General features: G+C 71.0%; 14 protein-coding genes. 8 read left to right on the plus strand and 6 right to left on the minus strand.

Features of this window, described 5'->3' with window-relative positions; all coding sequences use genetic code 11:
* Positions 1-3: 3 nt before the first annotated feature.
* Positions 4-423, plus strand: a complete 420-nt coding sequence (locus FHX40_RS07590; RefSeq protein WP_211350192.1) for a VOC family protein — start codon at positions 4-6, stop codon at positions 421-423.
* A 67-nt stretch (positions 424-490) separates the two neighbouring features.
* Here the strand turns inward: FHX40_RS07590 and FHX40_RS07595 are convergent, their stop codons facing one another.
* Positions 491-1,171: a class I SAM-dependent methyltransferase gene (locus FHX40_RS07595; RefSeq protein ID WP_142258954.1), complete on the minus strand. Its 681-nt coding sequence runs from the start codon at positions 1,169-1,171 to the stop codon at positions 491-493.
* Between the two features lie 218 nt (positions 1,172-1,389).
* Between FHX40_RS07595 and FHX40_RS07600 the strand changes: the two genes are divergently transcribed.
* From FHX40_RS07600 to FHX40_RS07630, 7 genes are all read left to right on the plus strand, one after another.
* Complete coding sequence (locus tag FHX40_RS07600) at positions 1,390-2,058, plus strand: hypothetical protein (protein ID WP_142258955.1); 669 nt, start codon at positions 1,390-1,392, stop codon at positions 2,056-2,058.
* 123 nt (positions 2,059-2,181) lie between these two features.
* The gene (locus FHX40_RS07605) at positions 2,182-3,120 is read left to right on the plus strand and encodes a polyphosphate polymerase domain-containing protein (protein WP_142258956.1); all 939 of its coding nucleotides are present in this window, start codon (positions 2,182-2,184) and stop codon (positions 3,118-3,120) included.
* 3 nt (positions 3,121-3,123) lie between these two features.
* Entirely contained in the window at positions 3,124-3,801 is a 678-nt protein-coding gene (locus FHX40_RS07610; protein ID WP_142258957.1) for a DUF4956 domain-containing protein, read from the plus strand.
* Between the two features lie 6 nt (positions 3,802-3,807).
* Positions 3,808-5,334 (plus strand): CotH kinase family protein, encoded by a 1,527-nt coding sequence (locus tag FHX40_RS07615; protein ID WP_142258958.1) that lies wholly within the window; start codon positions 3,808-3,810, stop codon positions 5,332-5,334.
* Positions 5,335-5,774: 440 nt separating this feature from the next.
* Positions 5,775-7,109, plus strand: a complete 1,335-nt coding sequence (locus FHX40_RS07620) for an extracellular solute-binding protein (protein ID WP_229788698.1) — start codon at positions 5,775-5,777, stop codon at positions 7,107-7,109.
* Between the two features lie 43 nt (positions 7,110-7,152).
* Positions 7,153-8,085, plus strand: coding sequence for a carbohydrate ABC transporter permease (locus FHX40_RS07625; RefSeq protein ID WP_142258960.1), 933 nt, complete (start codon positions 7,153-7,155; stop codon positions 8,083-8,085).
* Position 8,086: 1 nt separating this feature from the next.
* Positions 8,087-8,986 (plus strand): carbohydrate ABC transporter permease, encoded by a 900-nt coding sequence (locus FHX40_RS07630; RefSeq protein WP_142258961.1) that lies wholly within the window; start codon positions 8,087-8,089, stop codon positions 8,984-8,986.
* A 390-nt stretch (positions 8,987-9,376) separates the two neighbouring features.
* On the opposite strand, the gene FHX40_RS07635 is transcribed toward FHX40_RS07630, so the two are convergent.
* The 5 genes from FHX40_RS07635 to FHX40_RS07655 all read right to left on the minus strand — a co-directional run bounded on the left by FHX40_RS07635 (position 9,377) and on the right by FHX40_RS07655 (position 15,282).
* Complete coding sequence (locus tag FHX40_RS07635) at positions 9,377-10,984, minus strand: ABC transporter substrate-binding protein (RefSeq protein ID WP_142258962.1); 1,608 nt, start codon at positions 10,982-10,984, stop codon at positions 9,377-9,379.
* 147 nt (positions 10,985-11,131) lie between these two features.
* A complete protein-coding gene (locus FHX40_RS07640) occupies positions 11,132-12,196 on the minus strand; it encodes an ABC transporter permease (protein ID WP_211350193.1) in 1,065 nt (354 codons plus the stop codon).
* 14 nt (positions 12,197-12,210) lie between these two features.
* On the minus strand, positions 12,211-13,170 hold the full coding sequence (locus FHX40_RS07645) for an ABC transporter permease (RefSeq protein ID WP_142258963.1): 960 nt from the start codon (positions 13,168-13,170) through the stop codon (positions 12,211-12,213).
* Positions 13,167-14,231: an ABC transporter ATP-binding protein gene (locus tag FHX40_RS07650; protein ID WP_170198752.1), complete on the minus strand. Its 1,065-nt coding sequence runs from the start codon at positions 14,229-14,231 to the stop codon at positions 13,167-13,169. The genes FHX40_RS07645 and FHX40_RS07650 overlap by 4 nt, the downstream gene beginning before the upstream one ends.
* Positions 14,232-14,337: 106 nt before the next feature.
* Positions 14,338-15,282 carry an ABC transporter ATP-binding protein gene (locus FHX40_RS07655; protein ID WP_229788700.1) on the minus strand — a complete coding sequence of 315 codons (945 nt, stop codon included), beginning with the start codon at positions 15,280-15,282 and terminating at the stop codon, positions 14,338-14,340.
* Positions 15,283-15,614: the final 332 nt, after the last annotated feature.

Here is a 15,614-nt window from a genome sequence, read left to right on the forward strand (position 1 = left end):
GCGGTGACCGGCCCGGCCGAGAGCGGTGCCACGGGCGCGGTCCGCAACCCGGCGGTGTGGCCGTGCCTCGCCTATCGGGACGCGCCCGCCGCGATCGCCTTCCTCACCGAGGCGTTCGGCTTCGTGGAGCGCGCCCGGTACGGCTCCGGCGACGTGGTCGAGCACGCCGAGCTCGTCTGGCCGGACGGCACGGGCGGGATCATGCTCGCCTCGGTGCGCGAGGGGAGCGAGTTCGCCCAGAGCACGGGGACGGCGGTGGTGTACGCGGTCACCGCCGAGCCCGACCTGCTGTTCGCGCGGGCCGTCGCCGCCGGCGCCGAGGTGGTGCGGGGCCTGCAGGACGAGGAATACGGCAGCCGCGGGTTCACCGTACGGGACCCGGAGGGAAATCTCTGGAGCCTCGGCACCTACCGCGGCGCCTGACGGGCGCATGGCGGGTTATCGGTAAAGTATCGAGTAAAACGATCCACAGGCCCTGTTCCTGCGGTTTTCACACGGTTTTTCCCGCGGATTTCACGTATCGCAGGCCCATTTCCCCGAGCGGCGGCCGGATGAATTTGGAGAAATAACCCAGCCGCGGCCCGGTGCGGCTTTCGAAGCGGAATCCGGCGGCGGTGGCGAGCCGGTGCAGCGACTGCGGGCTCACCCAGTCCGGGTCGGCGAACGTCTCGCCGACCACGAGCCGGCCGCCGGGCCGGATCACCCGGAACAGCTCGCGCATCGCGGCCGCCGGATCGTTCACCTCGCCGAGCACGGTGACCAGGAAGGCCCCGTCGAACACCTCGTCCCGGTACGGCAGGGCCTCCACCGACCCGCAGGCGGCGACGAGGTTCCGCGTGCGCAGCCGGCGCGCCGAGCGCAGCGTGTGGCGCAGCATGCGCGGCTGGATGTCGAGGATGTCGAGCTTGCCCTTCGGGCCCAGCCGGTCGGCCACGGACAGGCTGTAGTAGCCGTATCCCGGCCCGACCTCGAGGATGCGCTCGCCCGGCCGCGGGTCGAGCATCTCGAACAGGTGCCCGCGGGTGATCAGCGGGCGGGGGATCTGGACGCGGAACCGCTGGGTGTAGGAGAGCGGGTCGCGGTGGCGCCGCCGCCACACCGTCCCGCCGATCGCGGCGCCGATGGCGATGGCCGCCGTCGTCGCGGCGACCGCCCACGGACGTGCCTTCATGCGGATCCCTCCATCCCCGCGTTCCCGTGACCGTTCCTCCCTGGCTTCCCCCTGACACCAGCATCGAACCGGCCACCTTGAGCGGACAGTCGCGAAGGTCCCCGCCGCCTGGGCCGATGGTCCCCGGCCGCGCCGCGGCCCACGGCTCGGACGGGGCGGCCGGTCCCCGGCAGGCGGGCGGCAAGCCGCGTGCAAGCGGGCGCGCCCAATATGAGGCCATGCGTAACCGATGGCTGCTGCGAGGCGCGGCCGGGACGGCCGCGGCCGCCGCGATCCTCCTCACCTCCGCCCCGGCCATGGCGCACGGCGCGCCGCAGCGGCCGGCCACCACCTCCCAGACCGGCGTCGCGGCGCCGGCCACCGTGGCGAACACGCTGCTCAACGCCTGGCAGCGGCGCAACCGCGCCGCGGCCCTCCGGGTCGCCACGCCCGCGGTGGTGCGGGACCTGTTCACCTCTCCCCTGCGCTCCCCGGACGTGTTCCGCGGCTGCACCGGCAACGTCTGCCGGTTCGCGTACACGAGCGTGCGGACGCCGGGCGGGCTCAACGCCATCGTCATGGTGGTCTCCGGCAACAAGGTGACCAAGATCTACATGCCCCGGTTCATCACCAAGCCGGCGAACGCCGCCAAGCACCTGTTCGCCGCCTGGCGGGCAGGGGACCGCAACCGCGGGCTCGAGGTCGCCACCCCCGCCGCGGTGAACGCCCTGCGGTGGGTGCGCGGCCCCAAGGGCACCGTGCCGTACTCCTTCATGGGCTGCTCCAAGGCGCCCAAGCAGGAGTTCCGGTGCAGCTACTGGTACGAGGGCGGCGCGATGCACATGTGGGTCAACGGCTCGGCCGCGCGGGGCTACCAGGTCTACAAGATCACTTTCTTCGCCGACTGACGGCGGGTCAGCTGGTCTGCGGCGTGACGCCCGGTTCACCGGCCGTTCTCGCCGGATTCTGACCTGGTTCACATAAAGTTCTCAGGTTCACCGGGTGGCATGTCCCTCGACGAAAGGAGGGACATGCCACGTTTGTTTGGGCGCCGGCGGTCCGGCGGCGGCTCGGCGCCACCCGATCCCTCACCCCGCCCCGTCCTCCGTCCCGCCCGCGATCCGGCGAGCCGGGCCGACCCCGGCCACGCGCTCCGCGCCCCGAGCCCGCTGCACGCGTTCAACCGGTACGAGATCAAGTACCTCGTCGACATGTCCCGGGTGGACGCGCTGCGCGAGGAGCTCGAGCAGCGGCTCGACCGGGACGCCCACTGCGGCGAGGACGGCTACGGCGTGTGGAGCGTCTACTACGACACCCGCCACCTGCGGTTCTACTGGGAGAAGATCGAGGGACTGCGGTTCCGCCGCAAGCTGCGCATCCGCCACTACGGCGACCGGTTCACCATCGACGCCGGCACGCCCGTCCACGTGGAGATCAAGCAGCGCGTCAACCGGGTCACGCAGAAGCGCCGGGTGCGCCTGCCGTACCGGGACGCGCTCGCGCTGTGCGACGGGCGGCGCATGGTCGACCACGACCCCGCCGACCGGGCGTTCCTCGAGGAGGTGCTCGACCTGGTCTGCCGGCTCGACCTGCGCGCCACCGCGATCACCGGCTACCAGCGGCACGCGTACCTCGGCCGCGGCGCCGAGGTGGGCCTGCGGGTCACCCTCGACCGGCGGGTCCGCGGCCGGGACCGCGACTTCCACCTCGGCGCGGACGCGGAGAACCGGTTCATCGTCCCGCCGCACAGGGCGGTGCTGGAGGTCAAGGCGAACGAGCGCGTGCCGTACTGGCTCAACGACCTCACCGCCAGGTGGAACCTCCAGGTCGTCCGCATCTCCAAGTACTGCCAGGCCGTGGAGGCGTACGGCCTGGCCCCCCGTTCGATCTTCCACGTCCCCGTGTCCGGCCCGGACGCCGGCGAGCGTCCCGGCCCGGCCGGCCCGATATCCGCCCCCCGGGAGGGCTGACCCGTGGACTTCACCTTCGAGGACCTGTCCGGCACGTTCAGCGCCGCCGACATCGCCATCGCCATGGCCCTGTCGTTCACGCTCAGCGCGATGATCGGCTGGGTGTACCGGGCCACCCACCGCCACGTGTCCTACAGCCAGTCGTACGTGCAGACGTTGGTCGTCATCGGCATGCTCATCGCATTGATCATGCTGGTGGTGGGGTCGAACATCGCCCGCGCGTTCGCGCTCGTCGGCGCGCTCTCGGTGGTCCGGTTCCGCAACGCCATCAAGGAGACCCGCGACGTCGGGTTCATCTTCCTCGTCATGGGCGTCGGCATGGCCGTCGGCACCCGGTTCTACCTGCTCGCCGTCGTCGCCGCGGTGACGATCTCGCTGATCATCCTGATCATGCACCGGTTCGACTGGTTCCGGCTCAACGTGCGGCGCCAGGTGGTGAAGGTGCAGGTGCCCGCGGACGGGGACCACACCCACGTCATCCAGGACGTGCTGATCCGGTTCACCGACGAGTTCGAGCTGGTGAGCATGGAGTCGATCCGCGGCGGCGCGCTGCTCGAGCTGATGTACACGGTGCGCATCAAGCCGGGCTCCGAGCCCGCCGACCTGATCGCGGCCCTGCGCGAGCGCAACCACGGCCAGGGCGTCACCGTCCTCACCGGCTACGACCAGACCGATCTCTAGGCCGCCATGGAGCACGTCGGAAACGGTCCCCGGCGGCGGCTGCGGCACCGGATCCCGGTACGGCTGCGGCAGCACTGGCGCCTGGTCGCGCTGTGCACGGCGGTCCTCGGCGTGTGCGGCGGCGTGTTCGGCAGCGGCATGATCCGCCCGTACGCCGTCCGGGCCCCGGCCGCGGACGCCGCGGCGGGCGTCACCGTGGACGTCAGGGGCACCGTGGACCTGTTCGACACCTCGGTGCCGCACGAGCTGACGCTCACCTTCGGCGACGCGGCGTACCGGGACATGCTGCAGGAGTACTTCGCCACCGGGGAGAAGAAGTACATCGAGGCCGACCTGGTCATCGACGGGACCCGGATCCCGAGCGTGGGCGTCCGGCTCAAGGGCAACTCCACGCTCAACGGCCTGACCTGGAACGGCATGGTCCGCACCCGGCAGGGGGTGCGGCAGGGCGGCGGGCCGTTCGGCGGGTTCGGGGGCGGCGTGTTCGGCTCGTCGCTCAAGGGCGAGGAGCCGGAGAACCTGCCGTGGCTGATCAGCTTCGACGAGTTCGTGGCGGGCCGCCGCTACCAGGGACACTCCCAGATCGCGGTACGGCCGGCGCTCGGGCGGTCCGCGACGCTGCTCAACGAGGCGCTCGCCATCGCGCTGGTCGGCGAGTCCGGCGAGCCCGGCCAGCGGTTCACCTACGGGTCGTTCTCGGTGAACGGCCGGACGTCGGGCCCGCGGCTGATCGTGGAGTACCTCGACGAGGGGTACGCCGAGCGGCTCGGCGACGGGGTGCTCTACAAGGCCCTCGCCTCCGGCGGCTTCGACTACAAGGGCGAGGACCAGACCCGGTACACCACCGACTTCAAGCAGGTCAACGCGGTCGGGAGCGCCGACCTGCAGCCGGTGATCGACCTGATCAGGTGGGTGAACGACGCCTCGGACGAGGAGTTCGCGAGCGGGCTCGCCGACCGGCTCGACGTCGGGTCGTTCGCCCGCTACGTCGCGCTGCAGAACCTGCTGCTCAACTTCGACGACATGAGCGGGCCGGGACGCAACTACTACCTGTGGTACGACCGCGCCACGAGGCGGTTCCGGGTGATCAACTGGGACCTCAACCTCGCCTTCCAGGGCGACCCCGCGACCGGGCCGCACGACTCCGTCCGGCGGGGCTTCGGCCCGTGGCGGCCCCCGGACGGGCAGGGGAACGCCCGGACGCGGCCCGGTGAGCCGCCGCAGGGCGGGAACCGGACCCGGCGGGACCCGGTCGGCGGCGGTGGCGGACCGCGCATGGGCCACCCGCTGAAGGACCGGTTCCTCGCGTCGCGGGCGTTCACCGCGGTCTACGAGGAGCAGTACCGCGCCCTGTTCGCCGGGTTGTTCCGCGACGGGACCGCGGCCCGCCTGCTCGACGAGATCGTCGCGGCCTACAAGCGCAACGCCGGGGCCGACACCGCCACGGTCGACACCGAGGCCGCCTCGCTCCGCGAGCTGCTCCAGGCCCGGATCCGGGCGCTCGCCTCCGATCAGGTCGTTTCAGGAACCTAGCCGTACCCGGGGCGCCCGTGACCAGGGCGGTGTCCGCGTTCTCCCGCGGGCGCCGCCCTGAAATTTTCGCGCGCAAATTCCCGCGCCGCGGGCGCGCCGCGGCCGCGGCGTACCCCGGGTCACCGCGGGCGCTCGCCCGGGCTACCACCATCGATCAGGTGTTTTCATCGGCCCGGCCGTACTCGGATGCCCGTAACCAGGGCCGTGCCCACATCTTCCCGCGAGTGCCGTCCTGAAATTTTCGCACTTAACGGCAAGGTCGATTGTAAAGGTAAGGACACGCCGGTTGACATTTACGTGAAACGAAATCTAGATTCCCACCACAAAGCCGTTTCGCGGGCGAAAACGAAATTTTCGGCGTCCGGGGGAGCCGATCCGGGCCCGCAGGCCTCGGCCGACGAGCCACGGCCGGCCCTCGGCAGATGATCACGGAGTTCAGAGTGGAAATCAGGACGACGACTCGGCGTACCTTTCTCGGTCTTTCGCTGACCCTGCCCTTGGGTGCCGCGCTCACCGCCTGCGGCAGTGACGGACCGAGCCCGTCCTCCGGTGGTGGCGGCGGCAAGCCCACCGCCACCATCTGGTACCTCACCGGCCAGCCCGCCGAGGGCGTGCGCAAGGCGTCCGCCGAGCGCTTCAACAAGGCGAATCCGGATGCCGCCGTCAAGGTCACGCTCTTCGAGAACGACGCGTACAAGACCAAGATCAAGACGGCGATCGGGGCCGGTCAGGCGCCCACGCTCATCTTCGGATGGGGCGGCGGCACGCTCCGCAGCTACGTGCAGGCCGGTCAGGTGGACGACCTCACCCCGTGGCTCGACGAGAACCCGCAGATCAAGGACAAGCTGCTGGAGTCGACGTTCAGCGCGGGGGTCATCGACGACAAGGTCTACGGCCTGCCCACCGACCGGATCCAGCCGATCGTGCTCTTCTACAACAAGCGGGTCTTCGACAAGGTCGGCGTCGAGCCGCCGCAGACCTGGGGCGACGTGCTCGACCTGGTGCCGAAGTTCAACGCCGCGGGCGTCGCGCCGTTCTCGCTCGCCGGGCAGTCGCGGTGGACCAACATGATGTGGCTCGAGTTCCTCTTCGACCGCATCGGCGGCCCCGAGGTGTTCCAGGCGGTGTACGACGGGGAGAAGAACGCCTGGTCCCACCCGGACGCGATCAAGGCGCTCACCGAGGTGCAGAAGCTCGTCAAGATGAACGCCTTCGTCAAGGGCTTCTCCTCGATCGTCGCCGACCAGGACGCCGACCAGGCCCTCCTCTTCACCGACAAGGCCGCGATGATGCTGCACGGGAGCTGGACCTACGGCAGCATGAAGAGCAACGGCGGCGACTTCGTCACCGGTGGCCACCTCGGCTACATGAACTTCCCGCCGGTCGACGGCGGCAAGGGCGACCCGAGCAACACCTTCGGCAACCCGGCCCAGTACCTGTCGATCTACTCCAAGGCCACCCCGGAGCAGAAGGAGATCGCCAAGCGGTACCTCGCCTCGCTCGTCACCGACGAGGAGGCCAAGGCGTGGATCGACGTCGGCTCGCTGCCCGTGCTGAAGGGCACCGAGTCGCTGCTGGCGCAGTCGCCGGACGCCGACTTCCTCAAGTTCACCTACGACATCGCCAACAACGCCAAGCACTTCGGCCAGTCGTGGGACCAGGCGCTCAGCCCGACCGCCGCCGAGGTGCTGCTCGACAACATCGCCAAGCTGTTCCAGCTGTCGATCTCGCCGCAGCAGTTCGCCGAGAACATGAACCAGGTCATCGGCAAGTGACGGGCAGGACCAAGGCCATGACCGCATCATCGGGGGATCTGCGATGACCGCGATCGCCTCCGGCGCGCCGGGCCGTACCGGCCGGCGCGCCGTCGCGCCGGACACCCGCGACCGCGTGCTTCCCTGGCTCGCCCTGCCGGCGCTGCTGTTCTTCGTCGTCTTCGGCGTCGTCCCGCTCGTCGGCGTGCTCGCGCTGAGCTTCACCACCTGGGACGGCATCGGCGACATCACCTTCACCGGGCCGGCGAGCTGGCGGGAGGTGCTCGCCGACCCGCAGCTCCCCCACGGGCTGTGGGTGACGTTCCAGGTGATGGCGCTGTCCTGGCTGGTGCAGACGCCGGCGAGCATCCTGCTCGGGACGTTCCTCGCCGGGCACCAGCGCTACCGGGCCGTGCTCGCGGTGATCTTCTTCATTCCGCTGCTGCTCAGCTCCGCCGCGATCGCCGTCGCCTACCAGGCGCTGCTCGACCCGAACTTCGGCCTCGGCGCCGGGCTCGGCGTCGACCTGCTGGTGCAGGACTGGCTCGGCGAGCCGCACCTGGCCATGGGCGTGATCGTCTTCATCGTGTCCTGGCAGTTCATCCCGTTCCATGCCCTCATCTACCAGGGCGGGGTGCGCCAGATCCCGCGCTCGATGTACGAGGCGGCGCAGCTCGACGGGGCCGGCCGGGTGCGGCAGTTCTTCAGCATCACGCTGCCGCAGCTCAAGTACACGATCATCACCTCGTCCACGCTCATGGTGGTCGGCTCGGTCACCTTCTTCGACCTGATCTTCGTGCTCACCCAGGGCGGCCCCGGCGACGCCACCCGTGTGCTCGCCCTCGACATGTACAAGCGGGGCTTCCAGGCGAACCTCATGGGACCGGCGAGCGTGATCGCCGTGATCATCGTGCTCACCGGCCTCGGCCTGGCGCTCCTGCTGCGCCGGATCGGCGGCGCCTCGAACCCTGCCGCGAGCCAGCTGGACGGAGCGTGAGATGGCCGTGACCGTCACCGAGATCGAGCAGCAGAGCGCGGTCGCACCGGCCCGGTCGGGCCGGCGCCGCCGCCGCACCCCGCTGCGCGAGTGGAACTGGATCGGCGGCACCGCGGCGTGGCTGTGGCTCGTCGTCGTGATCGTGCCGATCTACTGGATCGTCGTCACCAGCTTCAAGTCGCAGTCCGGCTACTTCGCGAGCAACCCCCTGGCCCCGCCGACCGAGCCCACCCTGGAGAACTACCGCCTCGTCATCGAGGCCGACTTCGCCACCTACTTCGTCAACAGCGTGATCGTGGCGGTCGGCACGGTGGTGCCCGCGGTGCTGCTCGCCTTCATGGCCGCGTTCGCGATCGTGCGCGGCGCCCACAGCCGGTTCCTGCGCTGGGTGAACGGCCTGTTCCTGATGGGGCTCGCCATCCCGCTCCAGGCGGCCGTGATCCCCGTCTACCTGATCATCATCCGGATGCACATGTACGACACGCTGGGCGCGATCATCCTGCCGTCGATCGCGTTCGCCCTGCCGCTGTCGGTGCTCGTGCTCGCCAACTTCATCCGCGACGTGCCCAAGGAGCTGTTCGAGTCGATGCGGATGGACGGCGCGACCACCTGGATGACGCTGTGGCGGCTGGCGTTCCCGCTCACCCGCCCGGCCGTGGTGACCGTGGCGATCTACAACATGCTGCAGGTGTGGAACGGCTTCCTGCTCCCGCTCGTGCTCACCCAGTCCCCGGAGCAGCGCACCCTGCCGCTCGCGCTGTGGACCTTCCAGGGCGAGCACGGCGTGAACGTGCCCGCCATCCTCGCCTCGGTCGTGCTCACCACCCTGCCCATCGTGATCCTCTACGCGGTGGGCCGGCGCCAGCTCCTCAGCGGCCTCACCGCCGGCATCGGCAAGTGAGCCGGGCCGGTCACTCCGGCGCCCGCTCCGCTCCCTCCGCCCGGTCCGCGTCACCCCGCGGGCCGGGCGGAGCCGTACCGGCGCGGATCGCCCGGGCCTCGACGTCGTCGCGGCGCGGCCGTGCCTGCGCCGCCGGAGGCACCGCGCCGGCGGATCCGGGCGGCCTGCGGGCCGGGTGACGGCCGGACACGCCGCATGCGCAACGGGCACCGCCCCGGTCGTCCGTCCGCTGCCGGCGGCAGGCCCGGGTCCGGACCCGTGGCCGCCGCCGAGGGGACGCCGCCGCCCGCCGGTGGCGGAAAGGCCGCGGCCCGGCCGGGCGTCGGGTGACGCACCGGGCCGGGCCGCGGGCACCGCCGCCGCCCCGTCCCGCCGCGGCGGCGGCACCGGTCAGGAGTCGCTCAGCCAGACGTCCGCCAGCCGCTTGCCCTGGTAGATCGGGCTCGGCCAGAGGTTCTGGACGCGCGGGTTGGCGATCGTGTAGTCGAACTTCTGGATCGGGTAGAGCGCCTGGACGATCTCCGTCTCCATGCGCTCCTGCATCTGGCGGTAGATCTCGTGGCGCTTGGCCTCGTCGAGCGTCGCGCGGGACTGCTCGAGCAGGTCCATCAGGACGTCGTCCTTGATCTCGGCGTAGTTCTCCAGCGAGTCGGGCTCGAAGTCACGCCAGATCTGGTCGGGCAGGTGCACGCCGCGCAGCGCCTTGGTGACGTCGAAGTCGTGGTTGCGGCGCCGCTCGATGCCCGTCGCCGGGTCGACGATCTCGAGCTCCACCTTGATCCCGACCTTGGCCAGGTCGTCCTGCATCCACTGCGCCTCGCGGACGTCCTCGTCGTCGACCTTCTGCACCATCATCTTGGTGGAGAAGCCGTTCGGGTAGCCCGCCTCGGCGAGCAGCCGCTTGGCGCCCTCGGGGTCGTACGGCCGCAGCCGCAGCACCTCGTCCTTGGTGAGCGCGCAGGAGCAGGTGTCCGGCCGCAGCAGCGAGGTCAGGTTGTACCGGCCGCGGATGTTCTCACCCATGCCGACCCAGTCGACCGCGCGCACGAACGCCTGCCGTACCCGCAGGTCGTCGAACGGCTTGCGCTTGGCGTTGAGGTAGATGCTCACCGGCGCGCCCGGGGTCTCGGTGACCGTGAAGCCCTTCGACTCCAGCTCCTTGGCGACGTTCGCGTCGCTGGTGGTGCCGACGTCGATGCGGCCGCTGCGCAGCGCCGCGGTGACCGCGGCGATGTCCTGCACGATCGGGCGCCGGATCTCGTCCAGGTACGGCTTGCCCTTCTCGAAGTAGTCCGGGTTCTTCTTGAAGACCCACTCCACCTCGGGCTTGTGGCTCTCCAGGATGAACGGGCCGGTGCCGATCGCCTTGGTCTTCAGGTCGAACTTACCCTCGACGCCCTCCCGCGGGAGGATCACCATGAAGTGGTAGGCGAGGTAGTCGAGCAGCGGGGCGTAGGGGCGCTTGAGCCTGAGGACGACGGTGTGGTCGTCCGGGGCCTCGATCTTGGTGACCGGCTCGATCATCCACTGGTGCACCTGGGTGGCCTTCTTCAGCGCCTCGAAGGTGGCCACCACGTCGTCCGAGGTGAACGGCCGGCCGTTCACCGGCGGGATGTTCTGCCACCGGACGTCCTTGCGCAGGTGGAAGGTGTAGGTCTTGCCGTCCTCCGAGATCTCCCACGACTCGGCGAGGTCGGGCACGATCTCGTAGCCGGTCTTGGCGTCCGGGCCGGTCTTGACGTCGACCAGCTTGCTGTAGACGGTGCCGGAGATCATCGACGACGCCGTCGGGTCGATGGTCTCCAGCGGGTTGATGCCGTTGACGATCTCCGAGGGCGACTGCAGCACGAGCGTGCCGCCCGGCCGGGGGCTGCCCGCCGGGGCCTTCGCCTCACCGGTGCCCGCGCCGCCGTTGCCGCCACCGCCGCCACCGCCGCTGCACGCGGTCAGCGCGAGCGAGACGGCGAGCGCTGCGCCGAGCAGAATGCGGCGCTTCACGCCGGCCTCCCGGGGTGCGCGAGGTGACCGGCCGTCGTCCCGGCCGGGGTCGTTGCCGTGCCTGCGTCGGGGCCGCGGGTCGGGCTCGCCGGGACGCCCAACCCGCCACGAGAGATCTGCACGATGCTCCTGCCTCTCATCGGTCGGTTACCGCGGTGGTTCGGGGACGCGGCCGGTGCCGCCGGCCCGCGTGTCGGTGGACTCCAGCCGCTCGGCGCCCTGGGCGAGGCTGGGCGCCAGGCGGGAGATGAGGCGACGCCCCCACCAGCCGCGCCGCTCCTGGATCACCAGCCGCTGCACGCGTGGGTCGAGGTGGTCGCGCAGGGCGTCGCCGAGCAGGTTGAAGCTGAACACGGCGATGGAGAGCGCGACGGCGGGGACGACGATCAGCCACGGGGCGCGCTCGACGTACCGCACGCCCTCGGAGAGCATGAGCCCCCACGACGGGGTCGGCGGCGGCGCGCCGATGCCGAGGAAGCTCAGCGCCGACTCGGCGATGATCACCCCGGCGAAGATCAGGCTGCCGAGGGTGAACACCGAGGCGATCATGTTCGGCAGGATGTGCCGGGTGAGGATGCGCGGGGCGCCCGCCCCGGTGGCCCGCGCGGCCTCCACGTACGGCTCCTGCCGTACCCGTAGCGTCTCGGCGCGCGCGATGCGGTTGAACGACGGCGTGATCACGACGGTGAGCGCGATGATCGTGTTCCGCACCGACGGGCCGAGCACGACCGCGATGAACAGCAGCAGCACGATGCCGGGGATCGCCTGCACCGCGTCCATCACCCGCTGGAGCACGATGTCGAGGCCGCGGCCGAAGTAGCCGGACACCACGCCGATCGCGGTGCCGAGCACCAGGCTGATCAGCGTGGTCATCACGCCGATGACGAGCGAGGTGCGGGCGCCGTGGATCGCCCGGCTCAGCACGTCGCGGCCGAGGTCGTCGGTGCCGAGCAGGAACTCCGCCGACGGCGGCTCGAGGATGTTCCGCCGCTGCTGCACGATCGGGTCGTACGGCGCGACCACCGGGGCGAGGATCGCGATCAGCACGAACAGGCAGATGAGCACCAGCGCGGTGGCGCCGAGCGGCTGGGCGCGCACGAAGTCACGCACCCCGCGCACCACGCGCCGTACCGTGGACCGGCGCGGCGGCCGGGGGGCCTCCGCCTGCGCGGCGGCCGGCCGCGGGGGAGCCGCCGGCTGCGTGTCCGTCAACAGGTTCTCCTGGGTCACGACAACGCCCTCCCGTGCCGGATCCGCGGGTCGACCAGCGCGTAGAGCAGGTCGATGACGATGATCATGATCACGAACAGCGCGGCGTAGAAGATCGTGCAGGCGACCACCACCGGGTAGTCCCGGTCGAGCACCGCCTGGTAGATGAGCTGGCCGGTGCCCGGCAGGCCGAACATCTGCTCGATGATCACGGTGCCGCCGAGGATGGTGGCGAGCTCGAGGCCGAGCAGGGTGAGCACGGCGATCGTCGAGTTCCGCAGCGCGTGCTTGAGCACCACGGTCTTCTCCCGTACGCCCTTGGCGCGCACCGTGCGGATGTAGTCCGAGCCCAGCGACTCGAGCATCGACGACCGGGTGAGCCGGGCCACCGCGGCCATGCCGCCGGTGCCGAGCGCGAGCACCGGGATCGCGACCTGCTGCGCCCAGCTCGCGAAGTCCTCGGTCGGGCCCGCGTAGACGAGCGGCGGCGACCAGGCGAACCAGATCGCGAGCGCGGTGAGCGTGAGCAGGGCGACCACGAAGTTCGGCACCGACAGGAACGCCACCGCGATCAGCCGCAGCGTGCCGTCGACGGCCGAGCCGCGGGTGACCGCGGCGACGACGCCGATGGTCAGGCCGAGCAGCGAGCCGACGAGGATGGCGAGCAGGCCGAGCTGGATGGTGACCGGCACCCGGGCGAGGAACAGGTCGACCACCGGCTCCCGGCTGTAGAACGAGGTGCCGAGGTCGCCCTGGACCACGCCGCCGAGCCAGTTCCACAACTGCACCCACACCGGCGCGTCGAGCCCGAACTCGGCGCGCAGCGCGTCGGCCTCCTCCTTGCTCGCGCCGACCTCCTGGAGCTGCAGGCTCACCGCGTCACCGGGCACCAGGCGCATGATCACGAACACGATGACCGTGACCAGCACCAGCACCACGGCGCCGTAGCCGAGCCTGCGCAACGCGTAGGCGATCACTTTCCGCTCGCCTCCCCGGCGGGGTCGTACAGGTGGCAGGCGACGGTGCGGCCGTCCTCGATCCGGTGCACCTTGGGCGCCTCGGTACGGCACCGCGCCATCGCCTTCGGGCAGCGGGGGTGGAAGTGGCATCCCGAGGGCGGGTTGCTCGGGCTCGCCGGCTCGCCGCGCGGGGCCACCCGGTGCCGCCGCTCGCCCTCACGCTCGGGGGCGAACTCCGGCACCGCGGACACGAGCATCTGCGTGTAGGGGTGCCGCGGGTCGGTGAACAGCGTGTCGCCGTCGCCCCGCTCCACGATCCGCCCGAGGTACATCACGCAGACCTCGTCGGCCATGTACCGCACCACGTTGAGGTCGTGGGCGATGAACAGGTACGACAGGCCGAGCTCGGCCTGCAGGCGCTTGAGCAGGTTGAGCACCTGGGCCTGCACCGACACGTCGAGCGCGGAGACCGCCTCGTCGCAGACGATCAGGTCCGGGTCGGTGGCGAGGGCGCGGGCGATGCCGATGCGCTGCGCCTGCCCGCCGGAGAACTGGTGGGAGAACTTGTACAGGTCGGCGGCGCCGAGCCCGACCTTCTCCAGCAGCTCCACCACCCGGTCCACCTGCTGCCTGCCCTTGGCGATGCGGTGCACGGTGAGCGGCTCGCCGACCACGTTCAGCACCCGCATGCGCGGGTTGAGGGAGCCGAGCGGGTTCTGGAAGACGATCTGCATGCGCCGCCGCAGCGCCCGCATCTCCCGCCGGGAGACCCGCAGCAGGTCGATGCCGTCGAAGCGGAGCTCGCCCGAGGTGGGGTCGAGCAGCCGCAGCGCCAGCCGGGCGACGGTCGACTTGCCCGAGCCCGACTCGCCGACCAGCCCCACCGTGCGGCCGCGCGGGATGCTCAGCGACACGCCGTTGACCGCGTGCACCGTGTGCCGCCGGGTGCGGAAGCGCTTCACCAGGTCGCGCGCCTCGAACAGCACGGCCGGCTCGGCCCGCTCGGGGATGGGCCGTGCCAGGTCGGCACGCCGGTCGGTGGCGAGCGCGCCGTTGGCGGCCCCCGTCGTCGTTGTCATATGGTGATCGGACATCCGGTGATCCGACCCTCCTTCCGCCAATACGGCCCTCTGCGATGCGGCCTGCCCCGGCGGGCCCTCGCCCGGGGTGGCGCCGCCCTGGGAGCTAACCGGCACGGCGCACCTCGCCTCCGAGGGCCGCACCGGCCGTCTCGTGCAGCCAGCACCGGCTCGCCCGCCCTGCGCCGACCTCCCGCAGCGGCGGCGCCTCACGGGCGCACCGGTCCTGCACCGACGGGCAGCGGGGGTGGAACCGGCAGCCGGGCGGCATCTCGGTGATCGTGGGCACGCTGCCGCCGATCGCCGGCATGGGCCGGTCCCGCGGCGTGGTCGGCAACGGGATCGAGTCGATGAGCGCCCTGGTGTACGGGTTGCTCGGCGAGCGCAGCACCTCGCGCACCGGCCCCTGCTCGACCACCTGCCCGGCGTACATCACCACGACCCGGTCGGCCATCTCGGCGACCACCGCCATGTCGTGGGTGATGAGCAGCAGCGCGGTGCCGTGGTCGCGCTGCATCCGGCGCAGCAGGTCGAGGATCTGCGCCTCCACGGTCACGTCGAGCGCGGTGGTGGGCTCGTCGGCGATGAGCAGCGCGGGCTCGCAGGCGAGGGCGATTGCGATCATCACCCGCTGCTGCTGGCCGCCGGACAGCTCGTGCGGGTAGGAGCGGATCCGGCGCTCCGGGTCCGGCAGGCCCACCTCGCGCAGCAGCTCGAGCGCCCGGGCGCGCGCCTCGCGCCGGGAGATCCGCCGGTGCGCGCGCATCGCCTCGACGAGCTGGTCCCCGATGGTGAACAGCGGGTCGAGCGAGGTCATCGGGTTCTGGAAAATCATCGCCATTTCGGTGCCGCGCAGCTCGCGGAGCCGTTCCGGATCCGTCCCCACGAGTTCCTCGCCGCGCAGCAAGACCGATCCGTCGGCGATCCGGCCGGTGCCGAGAAGACCCATCACCGCGAGCGACGACACGCTCTTGCCCGATCCCGATTCGCCGACGATGGCGACGGTCTCCCCGGGCGCGACCGTGAACGACACGCCGCTGACCGCGTTCACGACACCCTTCGGCGTCGGGAATTGCACGTACAGATCTTTGACTTCGAGTAGCGGAGGGGACGGCAACGTCGTCGCTCCTTCGTCATGAAAACCGCAGGCAGGAATGGCCGCACCGCCCGGCGGAATGCGGCGAGAGGAAACGCCTGACGCGTGTGGCTGATCCGGGGTGGGATATCGATAAGCTCCTCGGCCCCTTTGTCGGCCTACTCGAGGTCCGAGAAGAGTGAGAGGAACGGCGTACGTTCGTCGTCGGCGCCGCCGGCCCGTGACGACCGGCGTGATCTGGGAAGATGAGCGGGCCGCATGCTGCGCCTCGGCCGCGGCCGCCCGGC

It is taken from the genome of Thermopolyspora flexuosa (genome assembly GCF_006716785.1).
Classification (GTDB): domain Bacteria; phylum Actinomycetota; class Actinomycetes; order Streptosporangiales; family Streptosporangiaceae; genus Thermopolyspora; species Thermopolyspora flexuosa.

Bases quoted from the DNA above. Each gene is read 5' to 3' on its own strand.
- FHX40_RS07600 (WP_142258955.1), top strand. From the start codon at position 1,390: ATGCGTAACCGATGGCTGCTGCGAGGCGCGGCCGGGACGGCCGCGGCC.
- FHX40_RS07615 (WP_142258958.1), top strand. From the start codon at position 3,808: ATGGAGCACGTCGGAAACGGTCCCCGGCGGCGGCTGCGGCACCGGATC.
- FHX40_RS07650 (WP_170198752.1), bottom strand. From the start codon at position 14,231: ATGACAACGACGACGGGGGCCGCCAACGGCGCGCTCGCCACCGACCGG.
- FHX40_RS07625 (WP_142258960.1), top strand. From the start codon at position 7,153: ATGACCGCGATCGCCTCCGGCGCGCCGGGCCGTACCGGCCGGCGCGCC.
- FHX40_RS07595 (WP_142258954.1), bottom strand. From the start codon at position 1,171: ATGAAGGCACGTCCGTGGGCGGTCGCCGCGACGACGGCGGCCATCGCC.
- FHX40_RS07605 (WP_142258956.1), top strand. From the start codon at position 2,182: ATGCCACGTTTGTTTGGGCGCCGGCGGTCCGGCGGCGGCTCGGCGCCA.
- FHX40_RS07630 (WP_142258961.1), top strand. From the start codon at position 8,087: ATGGCCGTGACCGTCACCGAGATCGAGCAGCAGAGCGCGGTCGCACCG.